Origin of the sequence: Marinibium conchae (genome assembly GCF_015595035.1) — a bacterium.
In the GTDB taxonomy this organism is placed as follows: domain Bacteria; phylum Pseudomonadota; class Gammaproteobacteria; order Enterobacterales; family Alteromonadaceae; genus Glaciecola.
The window spans coordinates 273030-288638 of record NZ_JADNRN010000001.1 but is presented as its reverse complement, the minus strand read 5'-3'; the positions used below and the strand labels follow the sequence as shown (position 1 = coordinate 288638).

Annotated in this window: 12 protein-coding genes; 7 read left to right on the top strand and 5 right to left on the bottom strand. The window is 43.4% G+C overall.

What is annotated here, in order from left to right; all coding sequences use genetic code 11:
- The first annotated feature begins 4 nt into the window (after positions 1 to 4).
- Positions 5 to 2074, top strand: coding sequence for a polyphosphate kinase 1 (gene ppk1 / locus ISG33_RS01195; protein ID WP_195732963.1), 2070 nt, complete (start codon positions 5 to 7; stop codon positions 2072 to 2074).
- Positions 2075 to 3604: an exopolyphosphatase gene (ppx, locus tag ISG33_RS01190; RefSeq protein WP_195731752.1), complete on the top strand. Its 1530-nt coding sequence runs from the start codon at positions 2075 to 2077 to the stop codon at positions 3602 to 3604.
- Positions 3605 to 3661: 57 nt separating this feature from the next.
- Here ppx and ISG33_RS01185 read toward each other — a convergent pair whose 3' ends face one another.
- The 4 genes from ISG33_RS01185 to tkt form a co-directional block, all read right to left on the bottom strand.
- Positions 3662 to 4561 carry a fructose bisphosphate aldolase gene (locus ISG33_RS01185; RefSeq protein WP_195731751.1) on the bottom strand — a complete coding sequence of 300 codons (900 nt, stop codon included), beginning with the start codon at positions 4559 to 4561 and terminating at the stop codon, positions 3662 to 3664.
- Positions 4562 to 4653: 92 nt separating this feature from the next.
- The gene (locus tag ISG33_RS01180) at positions 4654 to 5823 is read right to left on the bottom strand and encodes a phosphoglycerate kinase (protein WP_195731750.1); all 1170 of its coding nucleotides are present in this window, start codon (positions 5821 to 5823) and stop codon (positions 4654 to 4656) included.
- 157 nt (positions 5824 to 5980) lie between these two features.
- A complete protein-coding gene (gene epd, locus ISG33_RS01175) occupies positions 5981 to 7012 on the bottom strand; it encodes an erythrose-4-phosphate dehydrogenase (RefSeq protein ID WP_195732962.1) in 1032 nt (343 codons plus the stop codon).
- Between the two features lie 164 nt (positions 7013 to 7176).
- Positions 7177 to 9168, bottom strand: coding sequence for a transketolase (gene tkt / locus ISG33_RS01170; RefSeq protein ID WP_195731749.1), 1992 nt, complete (start codon positions 9166 to 9168; stop codon positions 7177 to 7179).
- Positions 9169 to 10148: 980 nt separating this feature from the next.
- Between tkt and metK the strand changes: the two genes are divergently transcribed.
- The 3 genes from metK to ISG33_RS01155 all read left to right on the top strand — a co-directional run bounded on the left by metK (position 10149) and on the right by ISG33_RS01155 (position 13254).
- Entirely contained in the window at positions 10149 to 11300 is a 1152-nt protein-coding gene (metK, locus tag ISG33_RS01165; RefSeq protein WP_195731748.1) for a methionine adenosyltransferase, read from the top strand.
- Between the two features lie 78 nt (positions 11301 to 11378).
- A complete protein-coding gene (locus ISG33_RS01160) occupies positions 11379 to 12182 on the top strand; it encodes a M48 family metallopeptidase (protein WP_195731747.1) in 804 nt (267 codons plus the stop codon).
- Positions 12183 to 12300: 118 nt separating this feature from the next.
- Positions 12301 to 13254 (top strand): chemotaxis protein CheV, encoded by a 954-nt coding sequence (locus ISG33_RS01155; protein WP_195731746.1) that lies wholly within the window; start codon positions 12301 to 12303, stop codon positions 13252 to 13254.
- 54 nt (positions 13255 to 13308) lie between these two features.
- Here the strand turns inward: ISG33_RS01155 and ISG33_RS01150 are convergent, their stop codons facing one another.
- Complete coding sequence (locus ISG33_RS01150) at positions 13309 to 14133, bottom strand: mechanosensitive ion channel family protein (protein ID WP_195731745.1); 825 nt, start codon at positions 14131 to 14133, stop codon at positions 13309 to 13311.
- A gap of 392 nt (positions 14134 to 14525) precedes the next feature.
- Between ISG33_RS01150 and ISG33_RS01145 the strand changes: the two genes are divergently transcribed.
- Both ISG33_RS01145 and ISG33_RS01140 read left to right on the top strand, forming a co-directional pair.
- Entirely contained in the window at positions 14526 to 14708 is a 183-nt protein-coding gene (locus tag ISG33_RS01145; protein WP_195731744.1) for a hypothetical protein, read from the top strand.
- 131 nt (positions 14709 to 14839) lie between these two features.
- Positions 14840 to 15568 carry a 16S rRNA (uracil(1498)-N(3))-methyltransferase gene (locus ISG33_RS01140; RefSeq protein WP_195731743.1) on the top strand — a complete coding sequence of 243 codons (729 nt, stop codon included), beginning with the start codon at positions 14840 to 14842 and terminating at the stop codon, positions 15566 to 15568.
- Positions 15569 to 15609: the final 41 nt, after the last annotated feature.

The following is a 15609-nucleotide window of genomic DNA, read 5'->3' as shown; positions in this document are numbered from 1 at the left end:
CTTGATGAATCAAAGTGAGTTATATTATCCGAAAGAATTGAGTTGGCTTTCTTTCAATGAACGAGTGCTGCAAGAGGCGGCAGATGAAAGTAACCCAATCATTGAGCGCATACGTTTTCTCGGCATATATTCAAATAATCTCGACGAATTTTATCGTGTCCGTTTTGCTGACGTTAAACGTCAGATCACCATCTCATATAATGAAAACAACGAAGAGCTCGCCGCGCAATATGAAGAGCTATTGAAACGCATACAAGACAAAGTTCATAAACTATCAAAACGCTTCGACAGCATTCATAAAACGGTGACGAAAGAACTTCGGCGCTACAACATTCATATTCTGCGCTTCAATGAGCTTTCAGAAAGTCAACTTGTATGGGCTCAACGCTACTTCAAAAACAAAGTACTGCTGCATGTAGCGCCCATATTACTCGATAGTAAGGTGCAATTAATAAAGCGTTTAAACGACAATTCAGTATACCTCGATGTTGCTCTGCGCCGTGAAGGCCGAAATACCAAATATGCGGTAGTCGAGATACCAACATCTTCAATAAGTCGTTTTATCTTGTTGCCGCCTGAAAAGTCGCGCAAAGTGAAGCAAATTATTCTTATCGACGACTTAATAAAACTGTGTCTTGCTGACATATTCACCGGCTTTGTTAAATTTGACACTGCAGATGCTTTTTCATTCAAAATCACCCGTGATGCAGAGTATTCAATCAATGATGAGATTGACGAAAGCTATGTTGAAAAAATGTCCGAGGGCATGAAGCAGCGTCTCATTGCTGAGCCTGTTCGCATTATTCACGACGAGGGCATGCCAGATGACATGATTCAAGATCTACGAAAGCGGCTACGAATATCGTCGGAAGACACCATACAAAGTGCTGGACACTATCGTAATTTCAAAGACTTTATCGGATTTCCAAACGTTGGCAGAAGCTACTTAGAAAATGTGAACCTACCTGAAATCACCAACAAAGACTTTGCCACCCACGATACCGTCTTTCAGGCTATCGCCGCCAAGGATATTTTGCTCTACTATCCTTATCATGAATTCCTTCATTTCACCGAGTTTGTGCGCCAGGCGGCCTTCGATCCTCAGGTAAAACACATACGCTTGAATATTTACCGAGTAGCTTCTCAGTCACGCATTATCAACTCTCTTATTGATGCCGTTGATAATGGTAAAGCGGTAACTGTCGTCGTTGAATTGCGAGCACGCTTTGATGAAGAAGCCAATATTGCTTGGTCTAAACGCATGACCGACGCCGGTATAAAAGTAGTGTTGGGTAATCCTAGCGTGAAGATTCACAGTAAACTTTGTGTTGTCTCCCGTGAAGAGCGCGGTATTACCAAGCATTATGCCCATTTTGGTACAGGTAATTTTAATGAAAAAACCGCAAAAATTTATACTGACTTGAGTCTTTTCACCTGTAATCAAGAGCTTGCTCTGGAATGTATTCAAGTATTCGATATGATCCAAAACCCATTTCGCAAAATGAAATTTCAGCACTTACAACTCTCGCCTATTAATGCCCGAAGTAAAATTCAATCGTTAATTCGCCAAGAAATTCAACGAGTAACTGAAGGCCATCAAGGCCTTATTACTCTCAAAATTAATAACTTGGTTGATAAAGAACTGATTGATAACCTCTATCATGCAAGCCAATCTGGCGTGAAAATCAAGGCCATTATTCGTGGTATGTGTTCATTAATTCCCGGTGTTAAAGGCTTAAGTGAGAACATAGAGGTAATTAGTATTGTCGATCGCTTCCTTGAGCATCCGCGCATTATGATGTTTGAAAATGGCGGCGACCGGCGTGTATTTCTCTCCTCCGCAGACTGGATGACGCGTAACATGGATCATCGCATTGAAGTGGGTTGCCCAGTATATGATGAAGATGCAATCGCTATGATCAGTGACCTCTTAGAATTACAGTTCAAAGATACCAAAAAAGCCCGAGTGATCGATGAACACCAAATCAATAATTATGTGAAGCGCGGGAATCGTAAGAACATTCGCTCGCAAATATCCATTCATAGCTACCTAACTAAAAAGGAAGCTTTTTAAGTGCAGACATTAGAAAATGTGTTTGAAGACGTAGAAAGTCGTGATGTCGACTTATATGCAGCGCTAGACATTGGTTCCAACAGCTTCCATTTGGTAATTGCGCGGGTCGTAGCAGGCTCATTACAAACCGTCCAAAAAATAAAAAACAAAGTTCGCTTGGCCGACGGCTTAAACAGCAAAAACTTACTCTCTGAAGAAGCGATGGAAAGAGGGCTGGCCACATTGGAAAGTATGGCCGAAAGTATGCAAGGTCTAAAGCCTGAAAATGTGCGTGTAGTCGCTACTCACACCTTGAGAAGAGCGCGAAATGCACGCTCATTTTTGGCAAAAGCGCGTAAGGTATTCCCCTTCGCCATTGAAATCATTTCAGGGCCTGAAGAAGCGCGTCTAATATATGCTGGTATTGCCCACACCACTGAAGTTGAAGGAAGTCGGTTAATCATTGATATTGGCGGCGGCTCTACAGAGTTTGCCTTAGGTGACTCCATTACGCCATTGATGTGTAAAAGCGTGCAAATGGGCTGTGTTAGCTACCAACAACGTTTCTTCCCTCAGGGCAAGATAACTAAGAGAGCATTCAATAAAGCGATCACTGCAGCAAGGCAGGAAATTGAGCTTGTGGTAGCGAATCTTAAACGCTTCGATTGGGAAACAACCATTGGGGCATCAGGAACTATTCGCGCGATATGTGCGGTGTTAACTGCTGAAGCCGAAAGCCACAACGACCTAGCCATTAGTAAAAGTGGACTCACGCTACTTATGCAGCATTGTTGTGAGGCAGGAAATTCAGATAATATTGAACTGCTTGGCTTAAGTGAAGATAGACGCCCTGTTTTTGCCGCTGGTCTAAGCATATTGATCGCGATATTCAGAAGCCTGTCGCTTAAGTCTATTACTACAAGCAACGCTGCGTTGCGTGAAGGCGTGCTTTACGAAAGTCAGGCTCTCGATGGTTCAAAAAACGTGCGTGAGCGTACTGCGCAAAGCCTAGCAACAAGATATGACGTTGACACACACTACGCCAAAAAGGTCTGGTCAACCTGTATTAAAATATATGAAGCATGCAGTAAAAAGTGGAAGATAGATACTTGGGATCTGCGTCATCTACTAGGTTGGTCTGCACTTCTTCATGAAGTAGGATTGCAAATAAACTCGCGAGGTGTGCAGCGTCACTCAAGCTATATCATAGAGCAAAGCGACTTACCTGGCTTCAATCAAGAACAACAGAAATTACTGTCGACGCTTGTGCGCTATCATCGCAAGAAAATCAAACTTCAAGAACTCCCCAAGTTCATCAACTACAACGAAGACACGCTTCTTAAGCTGCTTACTATTTTGCGCTTGGGCATCGTTTTGAACATTAATCGACAAGAAAGCCAGTTGCCCGAATTTGGTGTGAAAGCCGGTGAGTCAAAAATTATTCTAAGCTTTCCTGATGACTGGTTTGATTTATCGCCTTTGTTGCTGGCTGACTTAGAGCAAGAAAATGCTTATCTCGACCAAGTAGGTATAAAACTCAAAATCAAATAGCAGAAAACAAAGAAGGCGATACACATGCATCGCCTTCTTCTTTCATCTTACTAAACACTAAGTCGCAGAGGCTGCGTAGATAGTTTCAATGGTGCTGTTTAGCGTGGCGTTAAAATCTTCGTCAGATTGCTGCGCACTCACACCCTCGGTTAACGCGCGTGAGAAACTTGCGATCATACCGACATTTTCACTTAGCTTTTGATTTGCTACTTCACGTGAGTAACCGCCAGATAAAGCAACAACCTTCAATACTCTCGGGTGAGCGATACATTCTTGATAGAAGTTTGCAGACTCAGGTAAGGTAAGCTTAAGCATCACATTTTGCTCGCCGCTTAAGCTTGCTAACTGCTCGAGTAAGGCTGCCTTAAGCAAGGCCTCAGCCTCAGCTTTTTCTGGGCTATTAATATCAACTTCAGGCTCAATAATCGGCACAAGCCCAGCAGCTATAATTTGCTTACCAACCGCAAACTGTTGCTCTACAACCGCATCAATACCGGCTTTATTGGCTAATTTTACGACTGAACGCATTTTAGTCCCAAACACATTTTGTGCATTAGCTTTTGCAAGTAACTCGTCCAAACCAGGCATAGGCTTCATAAGCTGAGCACCATTAAGCTCGTCTTCCAAACCTTTATCAACTTTCAAAAATGGCACTACGTTTTTTTGCTGCCACAAGTAATTTGCACTCGACAAGCCTTCAATATCTCTATCGAGGGTATTTTCAAATAAAATAGCCCCCAGTACGCGTTTTCCGTCGAAGGCTGGACTAGTAATAATGCGTGTACGCATTTGATGCACACAGCTAAACATTTCTTCGTCGTTCGCATAGGCCGACTCATCAACACCATACAATTTAAGCGCTTTTGGGGTACTTCCACCGCTTTGATCCAATGCGGCGATAAAGCCTACTTCGTTTACTACTTTTGTCAGCATGTCTCGCTGCGCTTGAGTTGTCATTAACTGCTCCTTTTTTCGTGTTTGAAGGCAGAGTTTCTGCCCATATAAGCTGTGTGTTGTGTGTTAATGTGTCCGAAACTTTTTATATAGTGCTAGTCTCTGTCCAAAATGGCAACCGCGGGAAGCGTTTTTCCTTCTAAAAACTCTAAGAAAGCTCCACCGCCAGTAGAAATATAAGATACCTTATTCTCAATGCCATATTTATCGACTGCGGCTAAAGTATCACCTCCACCAGCAATCGAGAAAGCCTTACTCTCCGCAATGGCCATCGCCAAGGTTTTTGTACCCTCACCGAACTGGTCAAATTCAAATACACCGACAGGACCATTCCATACTATGGTGCCAGCGTTTTTAAGAATTTGAGCAAGCTTGGTCGCTGTTTCTGGGCCAATATCGAAAATCATGTCATCAGAATCAACTTTATCCACTGCTTTTAGACTTGCAGGCGTCGATTCCGAGAACTCAGTACCAGTAACAACATCCGTCGGTACGGGAATTTCGCCATTGTTACGCTTCGCTTCTTCCATGAGGCGTTTTGCTTCAGGAATTAGGCTCTCTTCAACCAAAGACTTACCTACAGCATGTCCTTGAGCCGCGATAAAGGTGTTTGCAATCCCGCCGCCAACGATCAGTTGGTCGACTTTAGTTGCAAGCGATTCTAGTACTGTTAGTTTAGTCGATACTTTGGAACCGCCGACAATAGCAACTAAAGGACGAGCTGGGTTGTCGAGAGCTTTCCCCAGTGCGTCTAGCTCAGCAGCCAACAGAGGACCTGCACAGGCTTCTTGTGCAAACTTCGCAACACCATGGGTGGATGCTTGAGCTCTATGTGCGGTGCCGAACGCATCCATCACAAACACGTCGCATAGTGCAGCGTACTTCTTAGCTAGACCTTCGTCGTCACTTTTTTCGCCAATGTTAAAACGCACATTTTCAAGAACGGTTACCGCTGCATTGCTTGTAGGTAAGCCATTAAGATAATCACTTGCTAATTCAACCCCACCTGATAAAGCATCATTCAAGTAATCAACTACTGGCTGCAGCGAGAACTCTGGGTTGATTTCTCCTTCAGTTGGGCGGCCAAGATGAGACATCAATATCACTTTTGCGCCTTTTTCCAAGGCCATTTTAATGGTCGGTAGCGATGCTCTAATTCTGGCGTCAGAGCTTACTTTGCCATCTTTGACCGGCACATTTAAATCTTGTCTGATCAGTACGCGCTTGCCCTGTAAATCGAGAGCGCTCATTTCTTGAATAGCCATTGTTTTCTCCTTTCAGACTTTTCTCTTTTCTAAATAATATCTTTTGCATGCTACACACTATTACAGCATGCCAACACAATTAATAATAAGTTTACCAAGCAATAAGCTCTTGCCGTGCTCAGAAACAAAAACGCACCAGACTAACGGTGCGCATCGCTTAAGTATTGTTGCTTTCAGCTATTTCTAAGCCATGCATGTATGCAGCTGTGTCGAGCATTCTATTGGCAAAGCCCCACTCGTTATCGCACCATACCAGGGTTTTTACCAATTGCTTGTGGCTCACCCGAGTTTGTGTACCATCCACAATTGATGAATGTGGATCGTGATTAAAATCGACTGATACTAGTGGCTCTTCCGTGTAATCAATAATCGCTGAGAGCTCGCCTTGACTTGCTAGTTTTAGCTTTGCGTTGACTTCTTCAACCGTTACCTTGTCACGCAAAGTCACACTTAAATCCATAGCGGTAACGTTGATCGTAGGAACCCTCACCGCAATTGCTTCAAATTTACCAGCAAAACGAGGCAATATGCGCTCAATACCTGCTGCCAAACGAGTATCGACAGGAATAATCGACTGGCTTGCTGCTCGGGTTCTACGCAAATCAGGATGGTAAGCGTCGATAACTTGCTGATCATGCATTGAGGAATGGATAGTGGTTATTGTGCCACTCTCGACACCAAAAGCGTCATCAAGCACTTGAATAATAGGAACAATACAATTTGTTGTACAAGAACCATTGGATACAACAATGTCTTCATTTTTTAAAGTATGGTGATTAATGCCAAATACAATTGTGGCGTCCATATCTTGACCGCAAGGTTGAGAAAAGAGGACTTTTTTCGCCCCACATTCTATGTGCTGCAAAGCAGACTCGCGCGAGCTGTGAATGCCAGTGCACTCCAATACGATATCAACGTCAACATCTCGCCATTTAAGTTCGCTCAAATGCTCGGTTTGAAAGAGCGGGATTTTGTCGCCATTTACGATGAGGCAGTTATCCGTATAATCGACCTTGCCTTGAAAGCGCCCGTGAGCAGTATCATACTTTAAAAGGTGAGCCACGCCTTCGGCAGACGCTATCTCGTTGATCGCTACAATGTTAATTTGCTTATTGCGACCTGACTCGTAAAGAGCCCGCAACACATTTCGCCCTATTCGACCAAAACCATTAATTGCAATATTCAGCACTGCACTTTTTGTCAAAATTAAGATGCTCTCAAAATTAAGCTACTGTAAAAATAAAAACGCTTAAAACAAAGAGGCCGTAGCACAATGCCACAGCCTTTTATTTTCTGAGTTACGCAGCAAGTTGAGCCAATATCTCAGCTTGCATAACAAACGATACAACTATTCTACAATGATTTCGCTGCGTTATATACAGCGTCAGTTGTAATACCGAAATGTTTGAATAAATCGCCTGCAGGTGCAGATTCACCAAATGTGTCCATACCAATAACAGCACCATTTAAACCAACATACTTATACCAAGTATCTTTAGCTAGGGCCTCTACTGCAACTCGTTTAGTAACCGAACTCGGTAACACGCTTTCTTTGTATTCGGCCGATTGGCGGTCAAATACGTCGGTACATGGCATTGACACCACATTTGTTGGCGTGCCTTCGGCGTTCAACTTAGCCGCGGCCTCTACCGCTAACTGCACTTCAGAACCAGTGGCAATAAGAATGACCGCTGGTGCTTCACTCGCTTTAACTAACACATAGCCACCACGTTCAACGTCGGCTAATTGCTGAGCATTACGCTCTTGTTGAGCAAGACCTTGGCGAGTAAATATTAATGTTGTCGGCCCTTCTGTTCTTTCTATCGCCGCTTTCCAAGCAATGGCAGATTCGACTTGGTCACATGGACGCCAATTATCAAGGTTTGGCGTTGCACGTAATGAAACAACTTGCTCAACTGGCTGGTGAGTTGGGCCATCTTCACCTAAGCCGATAGAGTCGTGAGTGTATACAAAGATGCAAGGCTGCTTCATCAAGGCGGCCATGCGCACCGCATTACGAGCGTATTCTACAAACATAAGGAAGGTGGCGCCGTAGGTTTTAAAGCCGCCGTGCAAAGCAATACCATTCATCATTGCCGACATCCCGAATTCGCGCACGCCGTAATACAAGTAGTTACCACTTGCATCATCTGCGCTAACACCTTTGCTTCCCGACCAAATAGTCAAGTTTGAGCCAGCGAGATCCGCTGAACCACCAAGTAATTCTGGTAACAATGGACCAAATGCATTCAATGCATTTTGTGAGGCTTTGCGTGTCGCGATATTGGCAGGATTTGCTTGTAAATCACTTATATATTTTGCAGCGTCAGCCGCCCAATTTGCGGGCAACTCGTTGCTGTTACGACGGTTGAATTCGGCTGCTAATTCAGGGTGCGCTTTTGCGTACGCTGCGAACATATCGTTCCATGCAGCTTCAGCTTGTGTTCCTTTTTCGTTGGCGTCCCAAGCAGCATACACATCAGCAGGAATGTCGAAAGGCGCATGCGGCCAGTCTAACTCTTTTCGTACAAGTGCAATTTCATCATCGCCCAATGGTGCGCCATGACAATCTTCTTTGCCTTGCTTATTTGGTGAACCAAAACCAATGACTGTTTTACAACAAATTAGGCTCGGGCGAGATGTTTCCGCCTTGGCCTTTTCGATGGCAGCTGCCACTTGCTCAGGATCATGCCCATCAACGCCACTAATTACCTGCCAACCATAAGATTCAAAACGTTTTGGCGTATCATCACTGAACCAGCCTTCCACTTCACCGTCGATTGAAATGCCGTTGTCATCCCAGAAAGCAACAAGTTTACTAAGGCCTAACGTACCCGCCAAAGAACATGCTTCATGAGAAATACCTTCCATTAGGCAACCGTCGCCAAGGAAAGCGTAGGTGTGATGATCAACAACGTCGAAATTATCGCGGTTGAATTGGGCAGCAAGTACTTTTTCGGCAATCGCCATCCCAACAGCGTTGGTAATACCTTGGCCGAGTGGGCCAGTTGTTGTTTCAACACCAGGCGCATAACCATACTCTGGATGACCAGGAGTTTTGGAATGCAACTGGCGGAATTGTCTTAACTCTTCAATTGGTAATGCGTAGCCCGTGAGATGCAATAGCGAATATAACAACATAGAGCCATGACCATTCGACAATATAAATCTGTCGCGGTTAGCCCAATCTGGGTTCGCTGGGTTGTGTGATAAATAATCGGTCCAAAGTACTTGAGCAATATCTGCCATTCCCATTGGTGCGCCAGGGTGTCCTGACTTGGCTTGTTGTACAGCGTCCATACTTAACGCTCTTATGGCGTTGGCTAAATGACGACGTGATGGCATGAGCTCTCCTTGAACTTGCAGTTACTAATATCGAAGTGAGGGCGTATTCTTATACAGCTAGCGACTTTGTTCAATCATTATTCGGCGTTTCGGTATTCATTTTTTTGCTGAAATCGTTCTCACTAAAATCCAAACATCGCTGTGAGCCGTAAACAGCCTATCAGCAAACAGACTTATAGACGTCTAGAAGTAAAGATTGGTAAAACTAAAGTTTTAGACTACAATATTCGATATAGAGAAAAGCTTGGTTACACAACAAGCAACTTGCGTTTTGCTTCAAGGTGCAACGCACTTGTTAGCACGAGAAGCAACGCACTTGTTAGCACGAGAAGCAACGCACTTGTTAGCACGAGAAGCAACGCACTTGTTAGCACGAGAAGCAAGAAACGAAGAGTCTCTATGGGTAAAACACGCTTTGCGCCATCCATGGCCGCTCTACAATGACATCCATGTCATTGTAAGGTTTTACCCATAGAGACTCTTCGTTTCTTACTTCTCTTATATTTGAGCTTGTTTGAAGTTGACTTAGCCGATTCATGACAAAGTGTGATTTGAGGTTTGCCTGAGATAACTTTAAGAAGTTGAAATATAGAGTTTAGCTAGAGTAAGGAAGGCGTTCTCGGGCTTGCAAACCTTCTAATGGCATGGATGCCATTTGAGACAAGCGGCGCTGTAGTGGTTCAACAAGAAATAATGAATGTGAATTCGGACTGTTAAAGCCCGTAATCACTGGGTTTTCAAAGCTTCTGATCACCCAAGTGTGATTTGAGGTTTGCTTGAGTCAACTTTGAGAAGTCGAAATATAGAGTTTAGCTGGAATAAGGAAGGCGTTCTCGGGCTTGCAAACCTTCTAATGGCAAGGATGCCATTAGAGAGCGGCCAGGAAGGCGCAAAGCGTGTTTGTTAGCCCGAGAACGCCTTCCTTATTTCAACTAATGATAAATTAACGATAGACATAACAAACAACCATAGGACAATTTATGGCAAGTCACTTATTTACGTCTGAGTCAGTGTCGGAAGGACACCCAGACAAAATCGCCGATCAAATTTCTGATGCGGTACTTGATGCAATATTAGAAATCGATCCGAAAGCCCGAGTAGCATGCGAAACCTTTGTCAAAACAGGCATGGTATTAGTTGGCGGCGAAATCAACACCAAAGCATGGGTTGATATTGAAGAGTTAACTCGCAAAACCGTAAAAGAAATTGGTTACACCCATTCTGACATGGGCTTTGATGCCGATTCATGTGCCGTGCTAAACGCTATTGGTAAACAGTCTAACGATATAAACCAAGGTGTTGATCGCTCATCACCCGAAGAGCAAGGTGCTGGCGATCAAGGCCTCATGTTTGGTTATGCCAGCAATGAAACCGACGTACTTATGCCTGCACCGGTAACCTACGCTCACCGCCTAGTGCACAAACAAGCCGAAATGAGAAAAAGTGGCAAATTAAGCTGGTTGCGCCCTGATGCCAAGTCACAAGTTACCTTCGTTTATGAAGACAACAAGCCTGTGGGTATTGATGCAGTTGTACTGTCAACTCAACACTGCGATTCAGTCAGTAACGAAGTGCTGCGTGAAGCGGTGATGGAAGAAATTATTAAGCCCGTGCTTCCAGAGCAATGGCTTACCAACAAAACACAATTTCATATCAACCCAACAGGTCGCTTCGTTATCGGAGGCCCGATGGGTGACTGCGGCTTAACAGGCCGAAAAATAATCGTTGATACCTATGGTGGTATGGCTCGACATGGCGGCGGCGCGTTCTCAGGAAAAGATCCGTCGAAGGTTGATCGCTCAGCAGCTTATGCTGGCAGATATGTTGCTAAAAATATTGTGGCGGCAGGTCTTGCAGACCGTTGCGAAATCCAAGTGTCATATGCTATCGGCGTGGCCGAGCCGACTTCAATTAGTGTTGAAACCTTTGGTACTGGTAAAGTATCTGACGAAGTTCTTACAGCATTAGTAAGAGAGCATTTTGACCTTCGCCCTTATGGTCTAATCACCATGCTTGACCTTGAGCGCCCTATCTACAAAGCAACTGCTGCTTATGGTCATTTCGGGCGCGATGAGTTCCCATGGGAAAAAACCGACAAAGCCAATGACCTAAAAGAAGCAGCTGGGCTATAATACCTCAGAAGGACTCAATTTAAGTCAACGAAATAAATACCTCCTTCTCAGGGGGTATTTTTTTATAAGGAGAATACAATGAAATTCAGCGCACTAAAGGCACTCTCATTTAGCCTTGCCTCGATAGCATTAGTGGCATGCACAACGTCACCAACAGGCAGAAATCAACTTCTGCTGTTCCCAGAGTCACAACTCAGTGAAATGGGTGTGCAGGCTTTCTCTGGTATGAAGTCCAATATAAAAATCAGCAATAAGCCTGTGCAAAATAGCTACGTTCAATGCATTGCCGACAGCATTATCAAACACGTTCCAACAGAGGTTTTTGATGGTCAATGGGAAGTCGTCGTTTTCGACGACACGCAGTTAAATGCCTTTGCACTTCCCGGGGGCAAAATAGGCGTCTATACAGGTTTACTGGAAGTAGCGACCAATCAGCATCAAGTGGCTGCTGTGATGGGCCATGAGGTGGGTCATGTTATCGCTCAGCACGGCAATGAACGTGTTTCACAAAATGCCCTTATTGGCACAGGTACACAAATCGTTAACCAAGTACTGCAGGCTAATGAAGTTCAAAGTAGTGGTTTAATTATGTCTGGTTTGGGGCTAACAACACAATATGCGGTCGCACTTCCTTTCAGTCGAACACATGAAAGTGAAGCCGATGAAATCGGTGTGGAATTAATGGCTAAAGCTGGTTTCGATCCTAGAGAGTCAGTCCAACTTTGGAAAAACATGAGTAAAGCAAGTGGTGGCCAATCTCAACCAGAGTTTTTCTCGACTCACCCCAGCCCACAAACACGTATAGAAGACCTAGAAAGCAAGATGACTTCGGCGATGAAATACTATAACGCTGCTCCTGAGCGTCCAGATTGCGAAGCTTAGTGTAAAGTGCTAGCGATTACGGCCGTTAAAGGAGTAAGTCTATTTTAATAGCGTGGTGGGATCAGTAGCTGTGATTTACGAGCGTACTTGTTTCCGCCATGCATAGTTGAGTATATGCATGTCAAAACTAATGTCGTCTATCGACCAACGAACACAATTGGTAGGAGAAAACCGCCTAGAACTGCTTCTTTTTAAGTTGGGCTCACGACACACTTTTGCACTTAATGTATTCAAAGTCCGTGAGGTAATTACTGTTCCTAAAATGAACAAAATGCCTGGATCGCACTACCATATATCTGGCGTAACTGACTATCGTGGAAGATCCATTCCTATAATCGACCTCAGAACCGCCATACACCTAAGCGCTAATAACCCTGACTATGTTCCCGAAAACGTCATCATTACTGAGTACAATAGAAGCGTTCAGGGTTTTCTTATTGGCCAAATCATGAATATCGTCAATACCAGTTGGAGTGACATACAGCCCCCTCCCAGCAGTGTTGGAAAAAATAATTACCTCACTGCCATCACACGATATGATGGAGATGGTAAAAGTGAGCTCGTTGAAATAATAGATGTAGAAAAAGTACTTTCAGAAATAGTGGAATACGATACGTCAATATCCGAAGAAGTATTGGATGAAGAAATCAAAACCCATCTAGAGGGCAGAAAAATACTCATCGTGGATGACTCTTCAACCGCTCGCTGGCAGATCAAGCAAACACTTTCGCAACTAGGTTTAGATATCATCGAAGAAAAAAATGGCCTACTTGCACTGAAGAAATTACAAGCTTGGGCCGACGAAGGTATTAAGGTGTCTGAACATTTGTTGATGATGTTCACCGACGCAGAAATGCCTGAAATGGACGGCTATCGCTTAACCGCAGAAGTGAGAGACGACCCAAGAATGACGTCTTTGTACATAGCCCTAAACACTTCTTTAAGTGGTAGCTTCAATGAAGCAATGGTAGAAAAAGTTGGTTGTGACCGCTTTATATCAAAGTTCCAACCTGACCTTCTGGTTGAGGTTGTTCAGGATAGAATGCGCGCTCTGTTATCAACAAGCAAATAAAAAACCGAGCCAATGCAAAGCATCGACTCGGTTTTTTGTCAAACAAGTACTTTTCTAGTCTTGTTTTTGAACGTGAACGTCCATTTGTGGAAACGGAATTGAAATGCCTTCTTGGTCGAAACGTAATTTAACGGCTTCGGTGAAGTCAAACATAACACCCCAGTAATCACCAGAATTAACCCATGGGCGAACCACGAAGTTAACGCTGCTATCGCCTAGCTCAGCAACTGCTACTGTAGGAGCAGGCTCTGCAAGAATGCGGTCGTCTGCGCCAACCATTTCTTCTAGTACCTTTTTCGCCTTCAATAAATCGTCGCCGTAGCCAATACCAAACTTCATGTCTACTCGACGCGTATCTTTAGCAGAGAAATTGGTGATATTACCGCCATAGATATTACCGTTTGGAACGATAATTTCTTTGTTGTCCGGTGTGCTCATAATTGTTGAGAAAACACCGATGCTAACAACCGACCCAGCTACACCACCAGCATCAATAAAGTCACCTTTCTTGAATGGACGGAAAACAAGTAACATTACGCCTGCCGCAAAATTCTGTAATGAGCCTTGCAAAGACAAACCGATTGCCAAACCAGCTGCCGCAATAATTGCCGCGAATGACGTGGTATCGACACCTAATTGACCTAAGGCCGCAATGATAACGAAGATCATTAACAGGGCATTAAGAATATTACCTAAGAACGACACAAGCATTTCGTCATACTTAGACTTCGCCATCACCTTTTTAAAGGTAGAGACAAGTATCTTTACGACAAATTTACCAACCACATAAATAACTAACGCCATCACAAGGTTAATTGCAAATGGGATAATAAAATCGTCGAGGTATTTTGTTAAATCTTCTTGAGTGAAATCAAACATGGTACAAATCCTATGTATTTTTTATTGTTGTAAGCTTGAACGAAAATACGTCAAACAGAGAGTAAAATAGCACTTATTTCATTAAAAACAATTACTAAGCCTAAATAATAGCTATTTATCTCCTTCCTTTTTATTGCAATGAAACACAATAACATGGCAGTTTTGCATAAACTTTACACAAAACTAGTTGAAATTTAATTCATTTTGAATAGAATTAGCAACACTTTGTAACTGGTCAGATTTCATACGGCACTTTAAAAGCAGTGTGCAAGTATGTGACTTACGGTTTTGAAATGAAACCGCTCACATAAATCGCGCAGTATGATTAGCTTTCCAAGGATGGTAATCGTCAACTTACGCAAATAAATGTTAACGAGTCATAGGAATTGGCAATGGAAATTTATCTTTTTATTTTTATCTTAGTTACCGTGGTTGCTCTTTTTGCATTCTCAATGAGCGAGTCAAAGGGCAAAAACAGTCATCATGCTCGTGGCAAAAAGCATCAAGCGAATGCTTATCAAAATGCGACGCACAACAATCCAGATAATGCTGACTCGAACCAACAGTTGAGTTAGCTTTTCCAAAAAGCGCACTTTGCTTCGAAGATATGTCTCCTAAACAATATTGTCGAGCCTTATTCGCTCGACTATATGTGTCGAGTTTTGTGCTAATATGAACGCAATCATGAACAACCACAAAACAGCGCATGCGTATCTCTAGATTTTACACCAATACCCCTCTTTACGTAGATTCAGAAATTGAATTCAACAAACAGCTTGCTCATTATGTATCCACAGTATTGCGCTTAAAGCAAGGTGACCCTGTTGTGCTATTTAATGGCGATGGCAATGAGTACAGTGCTGAAATTCTGGTTACCAACAAGAAACAAACCATAGCGCTGGTGAACACTCAATTATCAATCAGAAGCGAATCACCGCTTCAGATTCACTTAGCCCAAGGTGTGTCAAAAGGCGATAGGATGGATTTTGCCTTGCAAAAATCGGTTGAATTAGGAGTGAGTGAAATTACTCCGGTAATAACGGAAAGATGCAGCGTAAAATTATCAGAAGAACGCTGGGCAAAGAAACATGAGCAATGGCAAAAAATAGTTATCTCAGCTTGTGAACAGTCTGGTCGAAATGTGATACCCACATTGCACGAGCCGATTAACTTGTCGTCTTGGATTGGTCAAAGCACCGAACAAGCTAAAATAATACTATCACCCAGTGCGACTACCTACCTTTCATCATTGAAGCGCAATCAGCATGGCTTTCGCTTACTCATTGGTCCTGAGGGTGGTTTATCCGAGCAAGAAATATACACCTGTGAACAAACAGGGTTCCAGAGCGCAAATTTAGGCCCGCGAGTACTTAGAACAGAAACTGCAGCACTTGCCAGCATTGCAATTATTCAGGCCATATTTGGCGATTTGTAGCTTGATATTTAGCACTTTGTACCCACTAATTTATAGAGCCC

Excerpts from the sequence above, each read along its gene's own strand:
- ISG33_RS01185 (WP_195731751.1), bottom strand. The coding sequence starts at position 4,561 with ATGACAACTCAAGCGCAGCGAGACATGCTGACAAAAGTAGTAAACGAA.
- metK (WP_195731748.1), top strand. The coding sequence starts at position 10,149 with ATGGCAAGTCACTTATTTACGTCTGAGTCAGTGTCGGAAGGACACCCA.
- ISG33_RS01180 (WP_195731750.1), bottom strand. The coding sequence starts at position 5,823 with ATGGCTATTCAAGAAATGAGCGCTCTCGATTTACAGGGCAAGCGCGTA.
- ISG33_RS01145 (WP_195731744.1), top strand. The coding sequence starts at position 14,526 with ATGGAAATTTATCTTTTTATTTTTATCTTAGTTACCGTGGTTGCTCTT.
- ppk1 (WP_195732963.1), top strand. The coding sequence starts at position 5 with ATGAATCAAAGTGAGTTATATTATCCGAAAGAATTGAGTTGGCTTTCT.
- ISG33_RS01160 (WP_195731747.1), top strand. The coding sequence starts at position 11,379 with ATGAAATTCAGCGCACTAAAGGCACTCTCATTTAGCCTTGCCTCGATA.
- ISG33_RS01155 (WP_195731746.1), top strand. The coding sequence starts at position 12,301 with ATGTCAAAACTAATGTCGTCTATCGACCAACGAACACAATTGGTAGGA.
- ISG33_RS01140 (WP_195731743.1), top strand. The coding sequence starts at position 14,840 with ATGCGTATCTCTAGATTTTACACCAATACCCCTCTTTACGTAGATTCA.
- ISG33_RS01150 (WP_195731745.1), bottom strand. The coding sequence starts at position 14,133 with ATGTTTGATTTCACTCAAGAAGATTTAACAAAATACCTCGACGATTTT.
- tkt (WP_195731749.1), bottom strand. The coding sequence starts at position 9,168 with ATGCCATCACGTCGTCATTTAGCCAACGCCATAAGAGCGTTAAGTATG.